This window comes from Delftia sp. Cs1-4, from assembly GCF_000214395.1.
In the GTDB taxonomy this organism is placed as follows: domain Bacteria; phylum Pseudomonadota; class Gammaproteobacteria; order Burkholderiales; family Burkholderiaceae_C; genus Comamonas; species Comamonas acidovorans.
The window spans coordinates 2,338,014-2,361,215 of record NC_015563.1; the positions used below are offsets into that span (position 1 = coordinate 2,338,014).

21 protein-coding genes and 4 tRNA genes are annotated in these 23,202 nt (G+C 66.9%); 16 read left to right on the forward strand and 9 right to left on the reverse strand.

The genetic code is table 11. The features are described 5' to 3' along the window. Positions 1-15: 15 nt before the first annotated feature. The 4 genes from DELCS14_RS10365 to DELCS14_RS10380 all read left to right on the forward strand — a co-directional run bounded on the left by DELCS14_RS10365 (position 16) and on the right by DELCS14_RS10380 (position 5,973). Positions 16-234, forward strand: coding sequence for a DUF350 domain-containing protein (locus DELCS14_RS10365; RefSeq protein ID WP_013801574.1), 219 nt, complete (start codon positions 16-18; stop codon positions 232-234). A 190-nt stretch (positions 235-424) separates the two neighbouring features. Further along, entirely contained in the window at positions 425-2,596 is a 2,172-nt protein-coding gene (locus DELCS14_RS10370; RefSeq protein WP_013801575.1) for a TonB-dependent siderophore receptor, read from the forward strand. 87 nt (positions 2,597-2,683) lie between these two features. Next, positions 2,684-4,228, forward strand: a complete 1,545-nt coding sequence (locus DELCS14_RS10375; protein WP_013801576.1) for a polyamine aminopropyltransferase — start codon at positions 2,684-2,686, stop codon at positions 4,226-4,228. Next, positions 4,207-5,973 carry an FAD-dependent oxidoreductase gene (locus DELCS14_RS10380; RefSeq protein ID WP_013801577.1) on the forward strand — a complete coding sequence of 589 codons (1,767 nt, stop codon included), beginning with the start codon at positions 4,207-4,209 and terminating at the stop codon, positions 5,971-5,973. The genes DELCS14_RS10375 and DELCS14_RS10380 overlap by 22 nt, the downstream gene beginning before the upstream one ends. 37 nt (positions 5,974-6,010) lie before the next feature. Here DELCS14_RS10380 and DELCS14_RS10385 read toward each other — a convergent pair whose 3' ends face one another. The 3 genes from DELCS14_RS10385 to DELCS14_RS10395 are packed head-to-tail and all read right to left on the reverse strand — an operon-like array spanning position 6,011 to position 8,225. Further along, on the reverse strand, positions 6,011-7,000 hold the full coding sequence (locus DELCS14_RS10385) for an HD domain-containing phosphohydrolase (protein ID WP_013801578.1): 990 nt from the start codon (positions 6,998-7,000) through the stop codon (positions 6,011-6,013). A gap of 40 nt (positions 7,001-7,040) precedes the next feature. Continuing rightward, complete coding sequence (locus DELCS14_RS10390; RefSeq protein WP_013801579.1) at positions 7,041-7,706, reverse strand: retropepsin-like aspartic protease; 666 nt, start codon at positions 7,704-7,706, stop codon at positions 7,041-7,043. A 33-nt stretch (positions 7,707-7,739) separates the two neighbouring features. Next, a complete protein-coding gene (locus tag DELCS14_RS10395; RefSeq protein WP_012206580.1) occupies positions 7,740-8,225 on the reverse strand; it encodes a YajQ family cyclic di-GMP-binding protein in 486 nt (161 codons plus the stop codon). A gap of 104 nt (positions 8,226-8,329) precedes the next feature. Between DELCS14_RS10395 and murB the strand changes: the two genes are divergently transcribed. Continuing rightward, a complete protein-coding gene (gene murB / locus DELCS14_RS10400) occupies positions 8,330-9,430 on the forward strand; it encodes a UDP-N-acetylmuramate dehydrogenase (protein ID WP_013801580.1) in 1,101 nt (366 codons plus the stop codon). A gap of 80 nt (positions 9,431-9,510) precedes the next feature. On the opposite strand, the gene DELCS14_RS10405 is transcribed toward murB, so the two are convergent. Next, complete coding sequence (locus tag DELCS14_RS10405) at positions 9,511-9,876, reverse strand: SPW repeat protein (protein WP_013801581.1); 366 nt, start codon at positions 9,874-9,876, stop codon at positions 9,511-9,513. 98 nt (positions 9,877-9,974) lie between these two features. Further along, entirely contained in the window at positions 9,975-10,844 is an 870-nt protein-coding gene (locus DELCS14_RS10410; protein WP_013801582.1) for an MBL fold metallo-hydrolase, read from the reverse strand. 138 nt (positions 10,845-10,982) lie between these two features. On the opposite strand from DELCS14_RS10410, the gene DELCS14_RS10415 reads away from it, so the two are divergent. Then, a complete protein-coding gene (locus tag DELCS14_RS10415; RefSeq protein WP_012206576.1) occupies positions 10,983-11,882 on the forward strand; it encodes a LysR family transcriptional regulator in 900 nt (299 codons plus the stop codon). Between the two features lie 201 nt (positions 11,883-12,083). Here DELCS14_RS10415 and argG read toward each other — a convergent pair whose 3' ends face one another. From argG to DELCS14_RS10435, 4 genes are all read right to left on the reverse strand, one after another. Continuing rightward, positions 12,084-13,418 carry an argininosuccinate synthase gene (gene argG / locus DELCS14_RS10420; protein WP_013801583.1) on the reverse strand — a complete coding sequence of 445 codons (1,335 nt, stop codon included), beginning with the start codon at positions 13,416-13,418 and terminating at the stop codon, positions 12,084-12,086. Positions 13,419-13,544: 126 nt separating this feature from the next. Next, positions 13,545-13,862 (reverse strand): pyrimidine/purine nucleoside phosphorylase, encoded by a 318-nt coding sequence (locus DELCS14_RS10425; protein ID WP_012206574.1) that lies wholly within the window; start codon positions 13,860-13,862, stop codon positions 13,545-13,547. Positions 13,863-13,989: 127 nt separating this feature from the next. Then, positions 13,990-14,733, reverse strand: a complete 744-nt coding sequence (locus DELCS14_RS10430) for a glycine zipper 2TM domain-containing protein (RefSeq protein WP_013801584.1) — start codon at positions 14,731-14,733, stop codon at positions 13,990-13,992. Between the two features lie 127 nt (positions 14,734-14,860). Beyond that, a complete protein-coding gene (locus DELCS14_RS10435) occupies positions 14,861-15,238 on the reverse strand; it encodes an ArsC family reductase (protein ID WP_013801585.1) in 378 nt (125 codons plus the stop codon). Between the two features lie 79 nt (positions 15,239-15,317). Here DELCS14_RS10435 and folC point away from each other — a divergent pair, with 79 nt between their 5' ends. The 10 genes from folC (at position 15,318) to DELCS14_RS10485 (ending at position 23,194) form a co-directional block, all read left to right on the forward strand. Further along, the gene (gene folC / locus DELCS14_RS10440) at positions 15,318-16,640 is read left to right on the forward strand and encodes a bifunctional tetrahydrofolate synthase/dihydrofolate synthase (protein WP_013801586.1); all 1,323 of its coding nucleotides are present in this window, start codon (positions 15,318-15,320) and stop codon (positions 16,638-16,640) included. Between the two features lie 70 nt (positions 16,641-16,710). Beyond that, a complete protein-coding gene (locus DELCS14_RS10445; protein ID WP_013801587.1) occupies positions 16,711-17,646 on the forward strand; it encodes an SPOR domain-containing protein in 936 nt (311 codons plus the stop codon). A gap of 49 nt (positions 17,647-17,695) precedes the next feature. Next, complete coding sequence (locus DELCS14_RS10450; RefSeq protein WP_012206569.1) at positions 17,696-18,187, forward strand: CvpA family protein; 492 nt, start codon at positions 17,696-17,698, stop codon at positions 18,185-18,187. A 133-nt stretch (positions 18,188-18,320) separates the two neighbouring features. Then, positions 18,321-19,829: an amidophosphoribosyltransferase gene (gene purF / locus DELCS14_RS10455; protein ID WP_012206568.1), complete on the forward strand. Its 1,509-nt coding sequence runs from the start codon at positions 18,321-18,323 to the stop codon at positions 19,827-19,829. A 219-nt stretch (positions 19,830-20,048) separates the two neighbouring features. Beyond that, complete coding sequence (locus DELCS14_RS10460) at positions 20,049-21,263, forward strand: O-succinylhomoserine sulfhydrylase (protein WP_013801588.1); 1,215 nt, start codon at positions 20,049-20,051, stop codon at positions 21,261-21,263. Next, positions 21,260-22,666: a glutamate--tRNA ligase gene (gene gltX / locus DELCS14_RS10465; protein WP_013801589.1), complete on the forward strand. Its 1,407-nt coding sequence runs from the start codon at positions 21,260-21,262 to the stop codon at positions 22,664-22,666. Before DELCS14_RS10460 ends, gltX begins: the two co-directional genes overlap by 4 nt. A gap of 70 nt (positions 22,667-22,736) precedes the next feature. Next, a tRNA-Ala gene (locus DELCS14_RS10470) sits at positions 22,737-22,812 on the forward strand. Positions 22,813-22,850: 38 nt separating this feature from the next. Further along, positions 22,851-22,926: transfer RNA gene (locus tag DELCS14_RS10475), tRNA-Glu, on the forward strand. A gap of 44 nt (positions 22,927-22,970) precedes the next feature. Beyond that, positions 22,971-23,047 (forward strand) — tRNA-Asp (locus DELCS14_RS10480). A gap of 71 nt (positions 23,048-23,118) precedes the next feature. Further along, positions 23,119-23,194: transfer RNA gene (locus DELCS14_RS10485), tRNA-Glu, on the forward strand. The last annotated feature ends 8 nt before the right edge of the window (positions 23,195-23,202 follow it).

The following is a 23,202-nucleotide window of genomic DNA, read 5'->3' on the forward strand; positions in this document are numbered from 1 at the left end:
ACGGAGAAACTGATCATGAACTTCGACTGGTTCAACCCCGCCGCCTTCTTCGGCTCGATCCTCTATGCGCTGGTGGGCGTGGTGGTGTTCTGGCTGTGCTTCATCATCATCGACAAGATCACGCCCGTGGACATGTGGGCCGAGATCGTCGAGAAGCACAACAAGGCGCTGGCCATGGTGGTGGCCGCCATGTGCCTGGGCATCAGCATCATCGTCGCTGCCGCCATCCACTGAACGGGGCCGCCTGGCCCCCCCTGCACTCCCCATCTCCCGCCGACACGCAGCCCGCCTGAAAAGGTGCGGCTGCGCTGCGCATGGCGGCGTTGCTGCGTCGCAACAAATTCCTTGTTGATAGTGAGTTTGCAAATGATATTCGTTTGCATTCTAAATAGAATCGCCCCCTTCATTCGAAGAGAGGGTTTCCATGACAGACCATCAAGCCGCCCGCAGGGCAAGGCTTTCAGCGGGTGTGACCGCTGGCATCATCACCACCGCGCTGGCGGGCGCGGTCCATGCCCAGGAGGCCGCTCCAGCCGTTCCTGCCGATCCGGCCCAGGCACAGACGCAGACGCAGACGCAGACGCAGACGCAGCCTCAACAGGCCCACACCCTGCCCACGCTGCAGGTCAACGCCTCCCAGTACGACCCTGACGACGTGCGCCCCGAAGGCGTGACCACGGCGACCAAGACCTACCTGGCGCCCAAGGACATCCCGCAGACCATCGATACGCTGGAGGTCAACAAATACAAGAGCTACGGCATCAACGACCTGGCCACCATGCTGGACGGCGTGCCGGGCGTGAACACCACCTACGACATGCGTGGCGAGGGCGTGTACATCCGCGGCTTCAAGGCCGACGAGAGCGACATCTACCGCGACGGCGTGCGCGAAAGCGGCCAGGTGCGCCGCAGCACGGCCAATGTGGAGCGCATCGAGATCCTCAAGGGACCGGCCTCCGTGCTCTATGGCCGCAGCGCGGGCGGCGGCGTGGTCAACATGGTGAGCAAGCAGGCGCGCTTCGACGCCAAGAGCAGCATCACGCTGCGCGGCGGCTCCTGGGACAACGTGGGCGGCACCATCGACATCAACCGCGTGCTCAACGAGAACGTGGCCGTGCGCCTGACGGCCGACCGCGAGCAGGCCCACAGCTTCCGCGAAGGCATACGCAACCGCAACGAGATGGTCTCGCCCAGCATCCTGGTGGACACCCGCACGGGATGGCGCTGGACCGGCCAGTACACCTATGACAACGTCTGGCGCGTGCCCGATCGCGGCCCGGTCTATGACCAGTTGCCGGCCGGCGTTTCCATCCGCAAGGGCTTCGCGGCGCCTGGCGACTACGTGGAAGACCGCCTGCGCGTGCTGCGCTCCGACCTGTCCTATGACTTCAACAACCGCTGGAGTCTGCGCTGGGTGGCCAGCAAGCGCGAGGCCAGCCAGGACTTCGACCACTATTTCGCCGGCACCTACCGCGCCGCGACCGGCAAGATCACGCCCAACTACGCTTGGCAGCAGACCCGCAACACCACGCTGTCCAACACGCTGGACCTGACGGGCAAGTTCAGCACGGGCAGCATCAAGCACGACCTGCTGGTGGGCCTGGAGGCCAGCGAGGAAGAGCGCGCGCCGCGCGTCGGCCAGCCCGGCAGCACCTTCTCCTACGATCCGTTCCAGCCCATCGTCTGGCCCAGCCGTCCGGCGCAGGGCAAGCCGACCCAGGACAACTATCACAAGGGCAAGGGCCAGGCGCTGTACATGCAGGACCTGGTCAGCCTGACCGAGCAGTGGAAGCTGCTGCTGGGCCTGCGCTACGACAGCTATGACTTCCAGAGCACCAACAAGATCGCCAACCTCACGCGCAAGACCGACGGCAACGGCTTCAGCCCGCGCGTGGGCGTGGTGTGGCAGCCGGTGCGTGAGCACAGCTTCTATGCGTCCTGGAACAAGAGCTACTCGCCCTATGGCGGCCGCGGCATCCTGACCGTGGAAACCGCTGTCGGCGCGGTGCCGGACGACGAGCCCCAGTACTCGCGCCAGTCCGAGGTCGGCGTCAAGAGCGACTGGCTCGGCGGTGCGCTGTCCACCCAGGTCTCCGTCTACCAGCTGGAGAAGTACAACATCCGCTACCGTCCCGATCCCGAGAACGATCCCTACACCTGGGCCATCCGGGGCAAGGACCGTTCGCGCGGCATCGAGTTCAGCGCGGCGGGCCGCGTGGCCAGTTCCTGGTATGTGCGCGGCGGCGTGGCCTTCATGGAGGCCAAGGTGGCTGAAGACGCGCAAAGCCCCGCCAACGTGGGCCTGTACCTGCGTGACACGGCCAAGCGCAACGGCAACCTGTTCCTGCGCTATGCGCCCAAGGGACCCTGGTACGGCGAAGTCGGCGTGACCTACACGGGCAGCCGCTTCACCAACGCCGCCAACACGGCCCTCCTGCCCGGCTACACGCGCTGGGATGCGCTGGTGGGCTGGCGCCAGGACGCCTGGACGGTGACCGTGGCGCTGTCCAACCTGTTCGACAAGCAGTACTGGCGCTCCAGTTCCATGCCAGGCGCACCGCGCAGCGTTCTGGTCAGCGCCAACTACCAGTTCTGACGGCGGCGCCCGAGGCGCTGCGCTCCTTCCTGCTTTGCACGGTGTCCGTTGCACGCGGGAAGGGGCGCATCGCGCACAATACCGGCCGTGCAAACCTCAGCCCCTCTTGCCGGCGCGCAGCCGGCGCGTCCCATCGACATCGCCCTGCTGGTCAGCGTCTTCGTGATCGCGGCCTGCGGCCTGCTTTACGAACTGGCTGCGGGTGCGCTGGCTTCCTATCTGCTGGGCGACTCGGTCCTGCAGTTCTCCACCATCATCGGCAGCTACCTGTTCGCCATGGGCATCGGCTCATGGCTTTCGCGCTATTTCGAGGACCATCTGCCCGCGCACTTTCTGCGCATCGAGCTGATGGTGGCCCTGGTCGGCGGCGCGCTGCCGGCCACGCTGTTCATTGCCAATGCCTACGCGCCCGGCGCGTTCCGGTTCCTGCTGTACGGCATGGTGCTGGTGGTGGGCACGCTGGTGGGGCTGGAGATTCCGCTGGTGATGCGCATCCTCAAGCGCAATGTGACGCTCAAGGACCTGGTGTCCCAGGTGCTGACCTTCGACTACCTGGGCGCGCTGGCCGTGTCGCTGGCATTTCCGCTGCTGCTGGTGCCCAAGCTGGGCCTGGTGCGCACGGGGCTGCTGTTCGGCTTCATGAATGCGGCGGTGGCGGTCTGGGCACTGTTGCTGTTTCGGCATGAGCTGCGGCGCCCGCGCGCCCATGCCCTGGCCTGCGCGGCCGTGCTGGCCCTGCTGGGCACGGGCATCTGGGGCGCCGACCATCTGACGCGCCTGGCCGACGACCATTTCTACCAGGACCGCATCGTGCTCTCCAGCAGCTCGCCCTACCAGCGCATCGTGGTGACGCAGGGGCGCCAGGGCGCGCGGCTGTACCTCAACGGCAACCTGCAGTTCGCCCAAAGCGACGAGTACCGCTACCACGAGGCCCTGGTCCACCCCGTGATGGCCGCGCATGGCGCGCCCAAGCGCGTGGCCGTGCTGGGCGGCGGCGACGGCATGGCCGTGCGCGAGGTGCTCAAGTACCCCTCGGTGGAGTCGGTCACCCTGGTGGAGCTGGACCCGGCCATGACGGACCTGTTCAAGGACAACGCCATGCTGCGCCGGCTCAACGGCGAAGCGCTCAGCGATGCGCGCGTGCACATCCTCAATACCGATGCCTTCCACTGGCTGCAGCAGGGCGGGGAGACCTTCGACGTGGTCATCGTCGATTTCCCTGACCCGACCAATTTCGCCATCGGCAAGCTGTTCACCAACAGCTTCTATGCCTTGCTGGACAAGCGCCTGGCGGCCAGCGGCTACGCCGTGGTGCAGACCACCTCGCCCCTGATTGCACGCAAGAGCTACTGGACCGTGGTGCAGACCATCGAATCCATCGGCCTGCAGGCCACGCCCTACCACGCCCATGTGCCCAGCTTTGGCGAATGGGGCTTCGTCATCGCCAGCCACCGGCCTTGGCGCGAGCCCGATGCCCTGCCTGCGGGCCTGCGCTTTCTGAGCGCGCAGACCATGGCGCTGATGTTCGACTTCCCGCTGGACATGGCGCGTGTGCCGGCCGAGGTCAACCGCCTGTCCAACCAGGTGCTGGTCAACACCTACGAGCGCGAATGGGGCAGGGTGGAGCGTTGAGTACCGGCCTCTCGCCCCTGTGGAGCCGGCGCCAATGGCTGCAGGGCCTGGCGGGCGGTGCAGCCCTGGGGCTGGGCCTGCCCGGCTGCACGCCAACGCCACCGCGGCTTGAAGACCTGCCCGGCGGATTCAGCGGCGTGGCGCTGGAGCGCGGCCATGCCTTGCGCGCGTTCTGGCAGCGCCTGGGCCAGGGCCTGGCGCTGCCGCCGCCGGCCGTGGTGCACCGTGCCAAGGTGGTGATTGCCGGCGGCGGCATGGCAGGCCTGGCCGCCGCGCGCGCACTGGAGCTGGCGGGAGTGCAGGGCGTGGCCCTGCTGGACACGCAGCAGGCCATGGGCGGCAACAGCCAGGGCGGCAGCATTGCGGGCCTGCCCTGTCCGCTGGGTGCCCACTATCTGCCCCTGCCCGGCGACGATGCGGCCGAGGTGCAGGACTGGCTGGAGGCCCTGGGCCTGCGCCAGCGCCGCGCGGGCCGCTGGCAGTACGACGAGCGCCATTTGTGCCACAGCCCGCAGGAGCGCCTGTTCTGGCAGGGCGCCTGGCATGAGGGCCTGCTGCCCGTCGATGGCGTGGCTCCGCGCACGCTGGAGCAGTACGAACTCTTTGCGCGCAGCGTGGCCCAGGAGATGGAGAGGGCGGCCTTTGCCATGCCGTCCATCCGTGTCTGGCAGCGCGAGAGCCGGCTGCCCGCCGCCCATGCCGCGCTGGACGGCCAGACCATGCAGGCCTGGCTGACCAGCCAGGGCATCGATGATGCGCAACTGATCTGGTATCTGGAGTACTGCTGCCGCGACGACTTTGGCGCGGGCCTGGCGCGCGTATCGGCTTGGGCAGGCATTCACTATTTCGCCAGCCGCCATGGCTTCTCGGCCCCGCGCCGCCAGGACGAGCGCACGGCAGAAGAGGCCGGCGACGCCGTGCTGACCTGGCCCCAGGGCAATGGCTGGCTGTCACAGCAGCTGGTGGCAGGGCTGGGCTCCACCGACCTGCAGACGGATTGCAGCGTGCTATCCATCGCCGAAGGTGCCGACGGTGTGGAGATCGACGTCTACCACCATGGCCGCCAGCAGCACGAGCGCTGGCTGGCCGCGCGCTGCGTCGTGGCCCTGCCCAGCTTCATCGCGGCACGCGTGGTGCGCGATGCGCCGGATTTCCTGCGCGCGGTGGCGGGCCGGCTGGACTGGGCGCCCTGGCTGGTGGCCAACATCCATCTGCAGCGGCCGCTGGCCGACCGGCCCGGCGCCGATCCGGCCTGGGACAACGTGCTGTTTGCCGATCCGAATGCGGGCGGTCTGGGCTACGTGGACGCGGGCCACCAGGGCCTGGACCGGCTCACGCCCCGGCCCACGGTGCTCAGTTACTACCAGGCGCTGGGCGACTGGCCTGACGGGCGCGCGCAACTGCTGGGCCAGCCCTTCGGCTTCTGGCGGGACCGCATCGTCGGCAGCCTGCTCGTCCCCCATCCCGACCTGCTGCACAAGGCCACGCGCATGGAGATCACGCGCTACGGCCACGCCATGGCCATTCCCCGGCCTGGCGACCAGCAACTGCTCAGCCAGGTGGCGCTGCAGTCGCACCACCGGGGCCGCAGCGCGCAGTGCGCCGGCGAGCGCGTGGCCCTACTGCCCACGCCGGGCACGAGACGCCTGTGGTTCGCGCATTCCGACTGGGCGGGCTACTCGGTGCTGGAAGAGGCCTTCACGCGCGGCCACCATGCGGGCCTGTGGGCCGGAGCGCGGACCTGAGGCTGTTCGCGGTGGCCACATGCGCGTGGCAGGCGCTTCAGATGTTGCCCGGCACCTGCACCATGCGGTACAGCGACTGGCTGCCGCGTGCGGCCAGCACGCCCAGCTGCGCCAGCGTGCGCGGGTCCAGCTCCAGCGTGATGGCGGCGCGCGCCAGTGCCGAGCGGATGCGGGGGCCGTCCTCGCCTTCATGGATGACGGGCGGGTAGAGGCTGGCGCCGTCGGCGCCGATCACGCTGGCCACCAGCGGCGGCTGCGGCGGCTCGCCACGGCGCAGCACCACGGCGATGTCGCCGTTGTCCAGCCGCACGTAGGTGCCGGGCGGGCACAGGCCCACGGCGCGCACCAGCGCAAAGCCCACCTCGTCGGAGTAGCGCTGCTGCTGGGTGAGTGCGCGCAGCGACTCGGCGGCGCTGCGGCCTTCACGTGACTTGCGCGGGCTGATCAGGGCCGCGTAGCGGTCCACCGTGCCCAGGATGCGCACCAGGCGCTGCACCGGGGGCAGTGTGGCCAAGGGCTGCTGAGGTACGGCTTCATGGTGGCGGGCCACCAGTTCCAGCCACAGCGCGTCGTTGACGAACAGACGCGCCAGCAGGGCCTGGCTTTGCAGCGGATGGCGCTGCACGGCCTGCTGCTGGCCGGGGGTCAGCGGCTCGCGCTGCAGCGCCAGTTCGTCCTGCAGCGCGTTCATGCCGATGTTCATGGTCAGCGCGCCGCGTACCAGGGTGCGGTGCTCGGTCTCGTTCAGGCGCAGCTCGCGCGCCAGCACATGGCACAGGCAGGCGCAGACCAGGGCATGGGAGGCGCTGTAGCCCACGGTGGAGGAGCAGGCGCGCTGGAACATCAGGTACAGCGCGGCATCGCTGTCGTGGGCGATCAACTCCTGCAGCCACAGGTCGATCTGCTGCAGCTTGACCAGGAAGCCCTGCACCTGCAGCGGCGCGGACAGCAACACGGACAGCGCGGCCTCCAGGTCGGACCACAGGCCCAGCAGGTCTTCGTAGGAATCGTCGGGGCGTCGGCTCATCGGTGGCGGGGTGCGGAAAACGGGGCGCGTGCAGGCCGCATCAGCGCCGCTCCAGCACCATCTCGCTGCCCTGGCGGGTCATCTGGACGTGGGCCAGAAAGCTGTTTCCCAGCAGCACATAGGGCATGGCAAGAGGGGCGACCACGGCGTCCACGCCAAAGACCTCGACATCGCCCACGCGCACCGAGTCCAGCCGCAGGCTCCAGCCCTGGGCGTCGCCGTTGGCGGTGCGCATCATCACGGGCTGGCCCTTGAGAAAGGGCAGGCCCATGCGTTCGGCGTCGGACCGGCCTATGGCTACCGAGCTGGCGCCCGTGTCCACCATGTAGACCATGGTCTTGCCATTGATCTGGCCGCGTTCGATGAAATGGCCCCGGTTGTCGGCCTTGAGCACCACGCGCCGGCCAAGCGCGGGATCGCCCGCTGCCGCGCCCCGGCCGCCCAGGCTGATGGGCGCTTCGCCCAGGCGCAATGTCTGGCGGCGGCCCTTGATTTCCACCTCGGCCGTGTCGCCCGATACCTGCAGCACGCGCACGTCCTGCAGGCTGTCGCCGGCCGCCAGCGCGCGCGGCGTGCCGCCGTCGATGACCAGCAGGGCCTTGCTGCCCAGCACGCCGCGGAGTGCCACGGACTGCGCTGTCGCCGGTGGCGGAGCCAGCACGGCCACGCCGGCCAGGCTCAGAAGTACGGCACGTAGGTGGCGCATGGGGCTTGTGATGGAGGGGCGGATGCCGGGCGATCAGTCGCGGAAGTTGTTGAAGGACAGGGGATGGTCGGCCAGGTCCTTGCGGATCAGGGCCATGGCCGCCTGCAGGTCGTCGCGCTTGGCGCCCGTGACGCGCACGGCGTCGCCCTGGATGGCGGCCTGCACCTTGAGCTTGCTGTCCTTGATCAGCTTTTGCAGCTTCTTGCCCAGCTCGGCCTCGATGCCGTTCTTGACCTTGATGGTCTGCTTGAGCTTGTCGCCGCCGATCTTCTGGGCCTTCTGGATGTCCAGGAAGCGCACGTCCACGCTGCGCTTGGTCAGCTTGTTGCGCAGGATGTCCTCGACCTGCTGCAGCTGGAAGTCGGCATCGCCGAACAGCGTGATTTCCTTGTCCTTGAGTTCGATGGCGGCCGAGGTGCCCTTGAAGTCGAAGCGCGTGCCGATTTCCTTGGCGGTGTTCTCCACGGCGTTCTTCACTTCGACGAAGTCGGCTTCGCACACGGTGTCAAAAGAAGGCATGGCAAATATTTCCTGTAAATGTTCTGAAAAAGTATCGCAGCGCGGGACCGGGCGATGCGGGCACGGTGCCGGAGGCGTGGGGACGCGGTGCGACAATCCGGCTGATGTTAGTCGAGAAAAATGTTCCGCTGCAGCATTGCAACAGCTTCGGCATCGCCGCCCGTGCCCACACCCTGGTGCGTGTGCGCAGCGATGAGGATATTCGCCATTTCCTGGCCGATCCGCTGTGGGGCCGCCAGCCCGTGTTCGTGCTGGGCGGCGGCAGCAACGTGGTGATCACGGGCGATGTCGATCCCGTGGTCCTCAAGATGGAGATAGCGGGCATGCGCCTGCTGCGCGAGACCGATCGCCACTGGATCGTCGAGGCCGGTGCCGGCGAGCGCTGGCACGACCTGGTGGCCTGGACCCTGTCGCAGGGCTATGGCGGCCTGGAGAACATGGCGCTGATTCCCGGCACCGTGGGCGCATCGCCGGTGCAGAACATCGGCGCCTACGGGCTGGAGCTGCAGGACCGCTTCGAGTCGCTGGATGCCATCGACCTGGCCACCGGTGAATCCTTCACGCTGGATGCCGCGCAATGCGCCTTCGGCTACCGCGACTCGGTGTTCAAGCACGCCCCGGCCGAACCCACGCCCGTGGCGCGGGCGCGCATGAGCGGCGTGCCGCCGCGCGGCATGGGCCTCAAGGGTCGCGCCGTGATCACGCGCGTGCGCCTGGCCCTGCCCAAGGACTGGAAGCCCGGCCTGGGCTACCTGGACCTGCAGCGCCGCCAGGCCGAGGCCGGCGTGGCCGAGCCCACGGCCCGCCAGATCTTCGACTGGGTCTGCGAGATCCGCCGCGCCAAGCTGCCCGATCCGGATCAGATCGGCAACGCCGGCAGCTTCTTCAAGAACCCGACGGTGACGCCCGAGCAGTGCGCCGACATCATTGCGCGCGAGCCCAAGATCGTGCACTACCCCATGGACGACGGCTCCATCAAGCTGGCCGCCGGCTGGCTGATCGATGCCTGCGGCTGGAAGGGCAAATCCATGGGCCGCGCCGGGGTGTATGACAAGCAGGCCCTGGTGCTGGTCAACCGGGGCGACCGGCACAGCGTGGACCGCAGCGTCACCGGCGGCGAGGTCATGACGCTGGCCGGCGCGATACAGACCAGCGTCTACGAGCGATTCGGCATCCGCCTGGAGCCCGAGCCCGTCGTGGTCTGATCGATCGACGGCCTCAAGAAAACAGCGGCCCGCAGACCATGGAGGCCTGCGGGCCGCTTTGCTTGCTTTGTATTAGCGCTTCAGTGGGCGGAGTGGCTGCTGCGCCAGCTCATGTAGTCCTTGTCGGTCATCAGCACCCACAGCGCCAGCACCATGACCACCACGCCGGACACCACGGCATTGCGCATGGCATCCATCTGGCCCGCATAGCCCAGCACCCAGGGCGAGATCACCATCCACAGTCCCAGCAGGCCTTCGGTCCATTCCTCCCACGCGCGGGGCATGAAGATGGCCCCCAGCGCAGCGGCAATCAGCGCCAGGCCGATGACCACGCCATTGGCCGTGGGCGCCATCTGGTCCTGGAACCCGAGCGCCCAGGGCGAGACCGCCAACCAGGCTCCCAGCAGGACATTGATCGGGTCCTGCCAATGCTTCATGTATTTCATGGCTGCACCTCCTGCCGCCACGAAGAATGAGGGCGGCAATTCGTTGGATCAAGGCCGCAGCATGCAGGTTCCATGAGGATTTTTGTGAAAGTGCCTGCTTACCAGGGCATCTCGCCCTTGTTCACCTTGGCGCCAATGTCCAGCGACAGCGCCATGCCGGCCTGCGGGTAGGCCTGCTTCATGGCGCCGCTCAGCTCGGCACTGTTTGCGGCCTTGGCGGCGGCGGCCTCGAAACGCTGGAGATAGTCGCGTGTATAGGCGATGGCGCTGGCGTCCATGGCGGTGCCGGCCTGCATGTGGCCGGGCACGACGACGGCGGGCTTGAGGGCCTGCATCTCGTCCAGCTGCGCCAGCCAGGCCTTGCGCTCGGCGCTCTTTTGCGTGTCCGCCGTCCAGACATGCAGGTTGCCGAACACGCCCACGTTGCCGACGATGGCCTGCAGCGCAGGCACCCAGACATAGGGGCGGTGGGCCAGCGGGCCGGTGGTGCCGCGCAGCTCCAGCGTCTGGCCGTCCACGGTCACCGTATTGCCCTGCAGGGCTTCGGGGAGGACCGGCTTGCCGGGTGCGTTGGCGCCCATCTTGGGGCCCCAGAAGGCCAGCTTGCCCTGCAGCTTGGACTCGATCTTCTCGCGCACGGCGGGCGTGGCCACGACCTTGGCCTGCGGGAACAGGTTCTTGAGCACCTCGGCGCCGAAGTAGTAGTCGGGGTCGGCATTGCTGATGAGGATGGTGGTCAGCTGCTTGCCGCTGTCCAGCACATTGGCGGCAATGCGCAGGCCGTCGGCGCGGGTGAAGCCGCTGTCCACGACCACGGCCTCCTTGGCGCCGGTGATCAGGGTGGAGGTCACGGCAAAGCTGTGTTCGTCGGCCTGGTAGACCTTCATCTGCAGCGGGGCGGGCGCCTGGGCATGGGACAGGCCGGCCGACAGGGCCAGGGTGAGCGAAAGCACGGTGGTGCGAAGCATGACGATTTCCTTTGAAAAAAGCACAAGACAGAAAACGGGTGGCAGCGCCGTGCTGCCATGTGTCGTACTTTAGTTTTTGAAATCGAGCAGATAAACCGCAGAATATGCGCTTGTTTGTTGCAGAAATCGAGCAGATCCATGGACCGATTGCTGGCGATGCAGGTGTTTGCCACGGTGGCCGAATGCGGCAGCTTCACGGCGGCGGCCGAGCGGCTGGACCTGTCGCGTGCCATGGCCACGCGCCATGTGGAGTCGCTGGAGCAGTGGCTGGGCGCGCGCCTGCTCCACCGCACCACGCGCCGTGTCTCGCTCACCGATGCCGGTGCGCAGTGCCTGCGCTACAGCCAGCAGATGCTGGCCCTGGCCGATGAGGTGCAAGGCGAGATGCGCGCCGGCGACAGCCAGTTGCGCGGCCTGCTGCGCGTGACCTGCAGCATGTCCTTCGGCCATGCGCAGATGGCGCCGGCCATTGCGCAGTTCATGCGGCTGCACCCGCACCTCAAGATCGACCTGCTGGTGGACGACGGCGCGCTGGACCTGGTGCAGCAGCGCATCGACCTGGCCATACGCATCAGCGCCGATCCGGGCGCCGCACTCATCGGCCGGCCGCTGGCCGTGTGCGAATCGGTGCTGGTGGCCTCGCCCGCCTACCTGGACGCGGCAGGGCGGCCGCAGACACCGGCCCAGTTGCAGGCCCACCGCTGCCTGGGCCATATGCGCGTGGGCCGCAATGTCTGGCAATTGGCGCGGCGTGACGATGAAAGCGATGAGCAGCAGATCGCCGTCACCACCTGGTTCAACGCCAACGAAGCCACCGTGCTGGCCGCCGCCGCCGTCGAGGGTGCGGGCATCGCCTTCCAGCCCACCTACCTGGTCCAGCCCATGCTGCAGGCCGGCCAGCTGGAGCTGGTGCTGCCGGACTGGCGCCCGCAGCCGCTGACCGTGCATGCGCTGTACAGCTCCCGCCGCCACCTGCCGGTGGCCGTGCGCGCGCTGCTGGATTTTCTCGTGCAGCGCTTCGAGGGCGCGCGCTGGTAGCAGGGGCGTAAAAAAAGCCGCCTTGCGGCGGCTTGTGGGATGCAAGTGTGCGATTTTTGGCCCATGGCGTCGCGTGCTTGGCGGGCGCGTCCCATGCCAGGGACGCCGAGCAAGGGCCGCCCCGCAGCGAGGGCGTCGTCCCCCTCCCTCGCGAAGCGAGTAGAGAGGGGGAAGCGGCGTCAGCCGCTCAGGGGGTGTAGGTCATTCCTTGCCGCCCAATTGGGGCAGGGCGGTGCTGGTGCCCAGCGACAGCAGGCCGGCCTTGGAGTAGATGGCCAGCTTGTCGCGCGTGTCCATCAGGTCCAGGTTGCGCATGGTCAGCTGGCCAATGCGGTCGGCGGGACTGAAGGGCGCGTCCTCGACCTTTTCCATCGACAGGCGCTCGGGGGCGTAGGTCAGGTTGGGCGATTCGGTGTTCAGGATGGAGTAGTCGTTGCCGCGGCGCAGTTCCAGCGTCACGGTGCCGGTCACGGCGCGGGCCACCCAGCGCTGGGCGGTTTCGCGCAGCATGATGGCCTGCGGGTCGAACCAGCGGCCCTGGTACAGCAGGCGGCCCAGGCGCAGGCCGTTGATGCGGTACTGCTCGATGGTGTCCTCGTTGTGGATGCCGGTCACCAGGCGCTCGTAGGCGATGTGCAGCAGGGCCATGCCGGGGGCTTCGTAGATGCCGCGGCTCTTGGCTTCAATGATGCGGTTCTCGATCTGGTCGCTCATGCCCAGGCCGTGGCGGCCGCCGATGCGGTTGGCTTCCAGGAACAGCTCCACGGGGTCGGCGATTTCCTTGCCGTTGATGGCCACGGGGCGGCCTTCGTCAAAGGTCACCGACACTTCCTCGGCCTTGACCTCGACTTCGGGCTTCCAGAACGCCACGCCCATGATGGGGTTGACGATGCGGATGCCGCTGTTCAGGAACTCCAGGTCCTTGGCCTCGTGCGTGGCGCCCAGCATGTTGCTGTCGGTCGAGTAGGCCTTCTCGGCGCTCATCTTGTAGCCGAAGCCTTCCTTGGTCATGAAGGCCGACATCTCGGCGCGACCGCCCAGCTCGTCGATGAAGGTCTGGTCCAGCCAGGGCTTGTAGATCTTCAGCGCGGGGTTGGTCAGCAGGCCGTAGCGGTAGAAGCGCTCGATGTCGTTGCCCTTGAAGGTCGAGCCGTCACCCCAGATGTTGACGTCGTCTTCCTTCATGGCGGCCACCAGCATGGTGCCGGTCACGGCACGGCCCAGGGGCGTGGTGTTGAAGTAGGTGATGCCGCCCGTGGAGATGTGGAAGGCGCCGGCCTGGATGGCGGCAATGCCTTCGCCAGCCAGCTGCGAGCGGCAGTCGATCAGGCGGGCCTGCTCGGCGCCGTACTCCATGGCCTTGCGGGGGATTTCGTCGTAGTCGGCCTCGTCGGGCTGGCCCAGGTTGGCCGTGTAGGCGTAGGGCAGGGCGCCCTTGTTCTTCATCCAGCGCAGGGCAGCGCTGGTGTCCAGGCCGCCCGAGAAGGCGATGCCGACCTTCTGGCCGACGGGAACGTTTTGCAGGATGGTTTCCATACGATGCTTCTCTCAATAACGATGGCGGCTGGCGTGCGGGACGCGGCTGCCGGAAAACACGGAAGGCGCCTGGGCGCCGTCAGGTCGAATGCGTCGGTCTGCTCAGGCGCTCAGGCGCTCAGGCGCTTAGGCGTAGTGGCAGATGTAGTGGTAGGCCTCGGTCACGCGGATGTCGAACTTGGAGTTCGCAGGCACCTGGAAGGACTCGCCGGCCTTGGAGGTCAGCCACTGGTCCGAACCGTCGAGCTTGTACTCGCAGGAGCCGGCCACGCATTCCATGATCTCGGCAGCGGCCGTGCCGAAAGTCAGCTGGCTGGGCAGCACCACGCCGGCAGACTTCTTCGTGCCATCGGCCAGCGTGAAGCCGTGGCTGATGCATTTGCCGTCGAAATAGACATTGGCCTTGGTGGTCAGGGTGATGCCAGAGATGGTTTCGGTGGTCATGGAAGCTGGGCAGAGGGTGGACTAAACCGCCCATTTTAGGCCAGCACCCGGCCGCTGCCCGTACGTGCTGGCCGCCGCCATGCAAAAAGCCCCTTGTCGGGGCTTGCGGGGCGAGCGCATGGCGGCCTCAGCGGCGCCAGCCATGGCGGTAGCCGCCGCGCCAGCCGTGATAGCTGGGGCGCGAGGCGTAGTACACGCCGGCAGCAAGGGCTGCACCAATCACCACGGGCGCCACATAGTCACCGGCCGAATACACCGGTTGCACCGGCTGGGCCGGGTAGTAACCACCGTCGTAGTAATTGTTTTCATAAACCACGGGCGGCGGCACGGGCGTGGTGGAGTACGCGGCCTGGGGCGGCTGGTTGGTGCTGTAGTAACCATTGCTGCCGTAGGCGCCGCTGTTGGCGGCGGGCTGCACGCTCAGTGCGATCCAGTCGCCAGGCGGCGTGGCGGTCCGCGTCGTGTAGTTGCGGCCCGCGTACTCATAGACCACGTCGTAGGCCACGGCGCGGTTCTGGTAGTAGGTCTGGGTAGTGCAGTTGCGCACCGTCTGGTATTGGGGCTGCTGTCCCGAGGCTTCAGCCTGGTTGCCCAGCATGGCGCCGCCAATCACGCCGGCTGCCGTGGCCGCAGCGCGTCCGCCGCCGTGGCCAATGGCGTTGCCCACCACGCCGCCCGCCAGCGCACCCAGCACGGCGCCCGCGCCCGAGGTGCTGCGCTGGCCCGAGTAGACGTTCTCATCGCGGCAGACCTGCTGGGGCACGGCCACCTGTTGCGTCACCGGGGTCACGGAAAGCACCCGGCCTTGCTCCTGGGCCAGGGCTACGGTGGCGGTCGTGGCCGCCAGCGTCAAAAGAACCAGGGATTTCATGATTGCACTCCTGTTGCGCTGGCGGTACTTCCTGCCAGGCTCCATGCAAGTGTATTCCTCGGGCCCGAAAAGCAGTTTGCGGCCGCGTAAATCCACGTAATAAGCTGTTCCAGGCTTGACGGCAGTGTTAGCGCTTGCCCTCGTGGGCCAGCTCTGCCCAGGCGTCGGGCGCAAAACCCACGGTGATGCGTCCCTGCGGCCATTGGACGACCGGGCGCTTGATGACGCTGGGCTGCTGCTGCATGAGGGCTGCGGCACCGGCCGCATCCTGGGCGCCGGCCTGGGTGTCGGCATCGAGCTTGCGCCAGGTCGTGCCCTGGCGGTTGAGCAGCTTTTCCCAGCCCACGGCCTGCATCCAGGCAGGCAGTTGCGCGGCAGGGACGCCCTGTTTCTTGAAGTCGTGGAATTCGTAGGCGATGCCCTGGTCGGCAAGCCAGGCGCGGGCCTTCTTGACGGTGTCGCAGTTGGGAATGCCGTAGAGCGTCACAGTGTTTGAGGTGGTCATGATTGGTTGCAGTTGCCGCAGTCCGCGGATGGCGAGGACCCCATAAGGACACTGTCCCTGGGTAACAATAGCGCGCAGTATGCACACCTCATTTCCCACATTGGATGCATGGCTCGCATATTGCGAGCGCCTGCACCCCAAGAATATCGCGCTGGGCCTGGATCGCGTGCGCGAAGTCGCCCAGCGCCTGGACCTGCGTTTCGACTGCCCCGTGATCACGGTGGCGGGCACCAATGGCAAGGGCTCGACCTGCGCCATGCTGGAGGCCGTGGCGCTGCAGTCGGGCTTTCGTCCCGGCGTCTACACATCGCCGCATCTGGTGCATTTCGAGGAGCGCTGCCGCGTGGGCGGCGAGATCGTGAAGGCCGCCGAGCTGCTGCCGCAGTTCGAGGCCGTGGAACAGGCGCGCGTGCAGGGCACGGAAGTGGCGCTCACCTATTTCGAATTCACCACGCTGGCCATCCTGCGGCTGATGAGCCAGTCCAGGCTGGATGTGGCGATTCTCGAAGTGGGGCTGGGTGGGCGGCTGGATGCCACGAACGTGATCGACGCCGATTGCGCCGTCATCACCAGCATCGACATCGACCATGTGGAATTCCTGGGCCCGGACCGCGAGAGCATCGGCCGCGAGAAGGCCGGCATCATGCGCGCCGGCCGGCCGGTGGTGGTCAGCGATCCAATGCCGCCGCAAAGCGTGCTGGACCATGCCCAGGCCATTGGTGCCGATCTCTGGCGCCTGGGCCAGGACTTCAATTTCTCGGGCGACAAGCAGCAGTGGGGCTGGGCCGGACGCGGGCGGCGCTATGCGGGTCTGGCCTATCCGGCGCTGCGCGGCGCCAACCAGCTGGTCAATGCATCGGGTGCGCTGGCCGCGCTCGAAGCCATTCGCAGCCGCCTTCCGGTCACGGCCCAGGCCGTGCGCACGGGGCTGGCCATGGTCGAGCTGCCAGGGCGTTTCCAGATCATTCCGGGCCAGCCCACGCTGGTGCTGGACGTGGCGCACAACCCGCATTCGGTGGCGGCGCTGACGGCCAACCTCGACGCCATGGGTTACTTCCCCTGCACGCATGCGGTGTTCGGCGCCATGCACGACAAGGACCTGGCGCCCATGCTGGGCAGGATCGCACCGCTGATCGACCGCTGGTACCTGACCGACCTGCCCACGCCGCGTGCCGAAAGCGCCGAAGTGCTGCGCCAGAAGATCGAAGCCCTGCCGCCCGCGCCCGGCGTGCCCCGCGAGCTGTCGGTGGCCACCTTCGCAAACCCGCAGCTGGCGCTGGATGCAGCGGTTCTGGCCGCAGGTCCCACTGATAGAATCGTGGTCTTTGGCTCGTTCTTCACGGTGGGCGGCGTGCTGCAGGACGGCCCGCCCCGGCTGAACGCCAAGCATCTGGGCACCTGAATCCAGTGATCCGCACCGCAGGCGGCCATCGTGGCCGCTGTGGTGGCCGATATGAACGAGTCCGCACTCCATGGCATTTTTCAATTTTCGTTGGCCCGGCAAAAAAGACGACGGTGATTCGTCGTCCGCATCGAGGCGGCCCACACGGCTGGGACAGGCGGAAAGCGTCGATGTCATGCGCCGCCGGGCGCGCCACCGCCTCATCGGCGCTGCCGTGCTGGTCCTGGCGGGCGTGGTGGGTTTCCCCCTGCTGTTCGACACCCAGCCGCGTCCGATTCCCGTAGACATCCCCATCGAGATTCCTGACCGCGACAAGGTTGCGCCCCTGGTCGTGCCCGGCGCCAATGCCGTGGATGCCCATTCGCATGGCGCGGCTGCGCCGACGGGCCGCGTGTCGGCCCAGGCCTCGCTGGGTGCCGATGAGGAAGAGGTTCCCATGGGCAGGCCTTCGGCGCCGTCCGTGCCGTCCGTGCCTGTGGCGCCTCCCGTTTCCCAGGTGGCTCCGGTCAAGCCTGAAGCGAAGCCCGAGGCAAAGCCGGAGCCCAAGCCCGCCGCCAGGCCTGAGACCAAACCCGAGCCCAAGCCGGAACCCAAGCCCAAGCCTGAGCAGCCGAAGCCCGAACACAAGCCGGAGCCCAAGCCCGAACCGAAACCCGAGCCCAAGCCAAAGCCCGAACCCAAGCCCGAGCCGTCCAGGAGCGACGACGCCGCGCGTGCCCGGGCCCTGCTGGAAGGACGCAGCGCGCCCGCCGCTTCAACGGCAGCCGCGGCGACGGACGAACGCTTCATCGTGCAGGTCGGTGCCTTCTCAGACGCCGGCAAGGCCCAGGAAATCCGCGCCAAGCTGGAGCTGGCGGGCCTGAAGACTTTCACGCAGGTGGTGGACACCAAGGACGGCAAGCGCACGCGGGTGCGTGTGGGCCCGTTCAACGGCCGTGCCGAAGCCGACAAGGCGGCGGCGCGCGTCAAGGGCCAGGGCCTGCCGGCGTCGGTGATCAAGCTCTGACGCGGTGACGTACATCTTGCAAAGCAGCACGGGCGCACAGAAATAGCGTATGTCCACGGTGGACTGGGTTTTGCTGGCCTGCGTGCTGGCCTCGATGCTGCTTGGCGCCTGGCGCGGGCTGGTGTACGAGGTGCTGTCTCTGCTGGGCTGGCTGGTGGCCTTTGTCGTGGCCCGCATCTGGGCGGCCGATGTGGCGCTGTGGCTGCCCATGCAGGACTGGGACATGCAGCTGCGCTACGCCGCAGGCTTTGTGCTGTTGTTCGTGCTGGCGCTGTTCGGCTGGGGCCTGGTGTCCTGGCTGTCGCGCCGGCTGATCGAGGCGGTGGGCCTGAGGCCCGTCGACCGCACGCTGGGCGCGTTGTTCGGCGTGCTGCGCGGGGCGCTGCTGGCCCTGGTGGCAACGATGGTGATCAGCTACACGCCGCTGCACCAGGGGCAGTGGTGGCAGGATTCAGCCCTGGCGCCATGGCTGATGCAGGCGCTGGCTGTGGTTTTGCCGCAGCTGCCGCAGGAATGGGGACGCTATCTGCCGGCTGCATGACAAGGCGCTGCAGCGCAGGAGTCGGCTGGCAGAAACAGTTTGGATAGAGAAATCGGGCGCAGGCGTGGCCAATGGGTGGCTGCTACGGCCCAGACAGCGAAGGGCGACCTTCGCAAACGGATGGAACGCAACTATGTGTGGAATCGTTGGTGTAGTCAGCACCGCGCCCGTGAATCAACTGATCTATGACGCCCTGCTGCTGCTGCAGCACCGTGGCCAGGATGCCGCAGGCATCGTGACCCAGCAGGAGCGCAAGTTCTTCATGCACAAGGCCAAGGGCATGGTGCGCGACGTGTTCCGCACCCGCAACATGCGTGCCCTGCCGGGCACGGTGGGCCTGGGTCAGGTGCGTTACCCGACGGCCGGCAACGCGACCAGCGAGGAAGAGGCCCAGCCCTTCTACGTGAACGCGCCCTTCGGCATCGTCATGGTGCACAACGGCAACCTCACCAATGCCAAGCAGCTGCGCGAGGAGCTGTCGGACACCGACCACCGCCACACCAATACCGAGAGCGACTCCGAAGTCCTGCTCAACGTGCTGGCCCACGAGCTGGCCCGCGCCAGCAGTGGCGCGCCGCTCAAGAGCGAAGACGTGTTCCAGGCCGTCAGTGCCGTGCACAAGCGCATCAAGGGCTCGTATGCGGTGATCGCGCTGATCGCCGGCTACGGCCTGCTGGCCTTCCGCGACCCGTTCGGCATCCGCCCCCTGTGCATGGGCCGCGGTGCCGACGGCTCGGTGATGCTGGCCAGCGAGTCCGTGGCCCTGGAAGGCACGCTGCACCAGCTCGAGCGCGATGTCGCCCCGGGCGAGGCCGTGTTCGTGCACAGTGACGGCCAGGTCGAAACCCGCCAGTGCTCTGAAAAGAGCGAGCTGCACCCCTGCGTGTTCGAGTACGTGTACCTGGCCCGCCCGGACTCCGTGCTGGATGGCATCTCCGTCTACCAGGCCCGCCTGAACATGGGCGAGACGCTGGCCAAGCGCGTGGTCTCCACCGTGCCTCCCAACGAGATCGACGCCATCATCCCGATTCCCGAATCCAGCCGCCCCAGCGCCATGCAGCTGGCCCAGCTGCTGGGCATTCCGTACCGCGAAGGCTTCGTCAAGAACCGCTACGTGGGCCGGACCTTCATCATGCCGGGCCAGTCCTCGCGCAAGAAATCGGTGCGCCAGAAGCTCAACGCCATCGGCAGCGAGTTCAAGGGCCGCAAGGTGCTGCTGGTGGATGACTCCATCGTGCGCGGCACCACCTCCAAGGAAATCGTGCAGATGGCGCGTGATGCCGGTGCCGTCAAGGTCTACCTGGCCTCGGCAGCGCCTCCGGTGCGCCATCCCAACGTCTACGGCATCGACATGCCCACGCGCGCCGAACTGGTGGCGCATGGCCGCACGGTCGAGGAAATCCGCCAGGTCATCGGTGCCGACGCGCTGATCTACCAGGACGTGGCCGCCATGAAGCAGACCGTGGGCAAGATCAACCCGCAGGTGCAGGGCTTCGAGGCCTCGTGCTTCGACGGCGTCTACATCACGGGCGACATCTCCGAGGACGAAGTCACGGCACTCAATGAAGGCCGCAACCGCGGCGGCGAGGAAGAGTCCAGCGACGCCTCGCGCCTGTCCCTGCCCAACGCCCAGGAAGCCTGAGCCCGAGCCCGAGCCTGAGTCAGAGCGATCGGGCTTCAGTGACAATACGGGGGCGGGCCTGAGGCCCGCCCTTTTTTGACAAATGAGCTAAAAGCGCTGGTGCTGGAGGACTGCAGGCTGCAACGCCCAGCAAGTCCCCAGGTGACAAGTGTTTCTAGCTCCTTTTTTCCGGGCACCGCCGCCATCGGCGGGCCGCGCCCGACCCCAAGGACCATCAACGTGACGAACAAGACACTTCCCGAAGGCCTGCACCCCGATACGCTGGCCCTGCGCGTGGCCGTGGAACGAAGCCAGTGGGGCGAGCACAGCGAAGCCCTGTACATGACCAGCAGCTTCGTGCAGCCTGACTGCGCAACGGCAGCGCGCCGCTTCGCCAACGAAGAGCCCGGCTACACCTACAGCCGCACCTCTAACCCCACGGTGACCAGCTTCGAGCAGCGCCTGGCTGCCATGGAAGGCACGGAATGCGCCGTGGCCACGTCCACCGGCATGTCGGCCATCTTGCTGGTGGCGCTGACCACGCTCAAGGCGGGCGACCATGTGATCTGCTCGCAGTCCATGTTCGGCTCCACCATCAAGCTGCTGGGCGGCGAGATGGCGCGCTTCGGCATCGAGACCAGCTTTGTCTCGCAGACCGATGTGCAGGCCTGGAAGGCCGCCATCCGTCCCAATACGCGATTGCTGTTCGCCGAGACGCCGACCAACCCGCTGACCGACCTGTGCGACATCGCCGCGCTGGCCGAACTGGCGCACGCCCATGGCGCGCTGCTGGCGGTGGACAACAGCTTTGCCTCGCCCGCGCTGCAGCGGCCCGCGCAGTTCGGTGCCGACCTGGTCGTGCACTCCGGCACCAAGCTGCTGGACGGGCAGGGCCGCGTCATGTCGGGCGCGGTCTGTGGCACGACGGCACTGGTGGACAAGGTCATGGGCACCTTCCTGCGCAGCGGCGGCCTGAACCTGGCGCCGTTCAACGCCTGGGTGGTGCTCAAGGGCCTGGAGACGCTGTCCCTGCGCGTCAAGGCGCAAAGCGCCGCCGCGCTGGAGCTGGCCACCTGGCTGGAGGCCCATCCCAAGGTCGCCCGTGTCTACTACCCGGGCCTGGCCAGCCACCCGCAGCACGAGCTGGCCATGCGCCAGCAAAACGGCATGGGCGGCGGCGTGCTGTCCTTCGACGTGGTGGGCGAGGGCGCCGAACAGCTGCGCGCCAACGCCTTCCATGTGGCCGACAGCACCCTGGTGTGCTCGATCACGGCCAACCTGGGCGACGTCAAGACCACCATCACCCACCCGGCCAGCACCTCGCATGGCCGCCTGAGCGAAGAGCAGCGCCGTGCCGCCGGCATCGGCCAGGGCCTGCTGCGCATCTCCGTCGGACTGGAATACCTGGGCGACATCAAGAACGATCTGTCCCGCGGACTGGATACCCTGCAATGACACAAAAAGTACGAACCCGTTTTGCCCCGTCTCCCACGGGCTTCATCCACCTGGGCAACATCCGCTCGGCCCTGTATCCCTGGGCCTTCGCGCGCGCCACGGGTGGTGATTTCATCCTGCGCATCGAAGACACCGACGTGGAGCGTTCCACCCAGGCCTCGGTGGACGTGATCATCGAAGGCATGGCCTGGCTGCAGCTGGACCATGACGAAGGTCCGTTCTATCAAATGCAGCGCATGGACCGCTACAAGGAGGTGCTGGCCGGCCTGCAGGCCTCGGGCCATGTCTACCCCTGCTACATGAGCGTGGAAGAACTCGACGCCCTGCGCGAGCGCCAGATGGCCAACAAGGAAAAGCCGCGCTACGACGGCACCTGGCGCCCTGAAGAAGGCAAGGTGCTGCCGCCCGTGCCCGAAGGCGTGCGCCCCGTGCTGCGCTTCAAGACGCCGCAGGGCGGCGTCGTGGCCTGGGAAGACAAATGCAAGGGCCGCATCGAGTTCCAGAACAGCGAGCTGGACGACCTGGTGATCGCGCGCCCCGATGGCACGCCCACCTACAACTTCTGCGTCTGCGTGGACGATATGGACATGGCCATTACCCATGTCATCCGTGGCGACGACCACGTCAACAACACGCCGCGCCAGATCCACATCTTCGAGGCGCTGGGCGCCAGCGTGCCCGTGTTCGCCCACCTGCCCACCGTGCTCAACGAACAGGGCGAGAAGATGAGCAAGCGCAACGGCGCCAAGGCCGTCACCCAGTACCGCGACGAAGGCTACCTGCCCGACGCCATGGTCAACTACCTGGCCCGCCTGGGCTGGAGCCATGGCGACGACGAAATCTTCAGCCGCGCCCAGTTCCTGGAGTGGTTCAACCTCGACCATCTGGGTCGCAGCGCAGGGCAGTTCGACGAGGCCAAGCTGCGCTGGGTCAATGCCCAGCACCTGAAGGCGCTGGACGATGCGGCCCTGGCAGAGCTGGTGCGCCCCTTCGTGCTCAAGACCGGCCTGGACCAGGCGCTGCTCGATGCCGATGACCGCCTGCCGCGCATCTGCGCCCTGTTCAAGGACCGCTGCGAAACCCTGGTCGATCTGGCCGCCTGGGTGCGCCTGTTCTATGTGGACGCCTTCGACCGCAACGCCGAAGACCTGGCCAAGCATGTGACCGACGCCGTGGCGCCCGCCCTGGACGCCTTCGCCGAAGGCATCGCCTCGGTGGAGTGGAGCAAGGAAGCCATTGCCGCCCTGATCAAGGAAGTGCTCAAGGCCCAGGGCCTGAAGATGCCGCAACTGGCCATGCCGGTGCGCGTGCTGACGCTGGGCACGGCGCACACGCCTTCGGTGGACGCGGTGCTGGAGCTGCTGGGTCGTGAAAAAATTCTGGCCCGTTTGAAAAACCGCTAAAAACCTGTCTATAATTCGAGTCTCTGATGCAAACGCAGCAACTAACAAGAAGCAGCGATTGCAGCATGAAGGGGGTATAGCTCAGCTGGGAGAGCGCTTGCATGGCATGCAAGAGGTCATCGGTTCGATCCCGTTTACCTCCACCAAAAATTGAGACTTGAGTATTTACGCAAGTTCTAGGATTGACCCTATCGTCTAGAGGCCTAGGACATCACCCTTTCACGGTGAGTACCGGGGTTCGAATCCCCGTAGGGTCGCCAAGTTTGCAGCACTTGGCTCGAAAGAGCGCAAAAGCTGTCTGCCAGGAGTGGTAGTTCAGTTGGTTAGAATACCGGCCTGTCACGCCGGGGGTCGCGGGTTCGAGTCCCGTCCACTCCGCCAAAATTTGCCGCTTGGTATGTAAGCGCCTTTGAAAAACGAAGGCGCTTTTTTATCGGCGGATCATAGGCTGTGACCCTATCGTCTAGAGGCCTAGGACATCACCCTTTCACGGTGAGTACCGGGGTTCGAATCCCCGTAGGGTCGCCAAGTTTGCG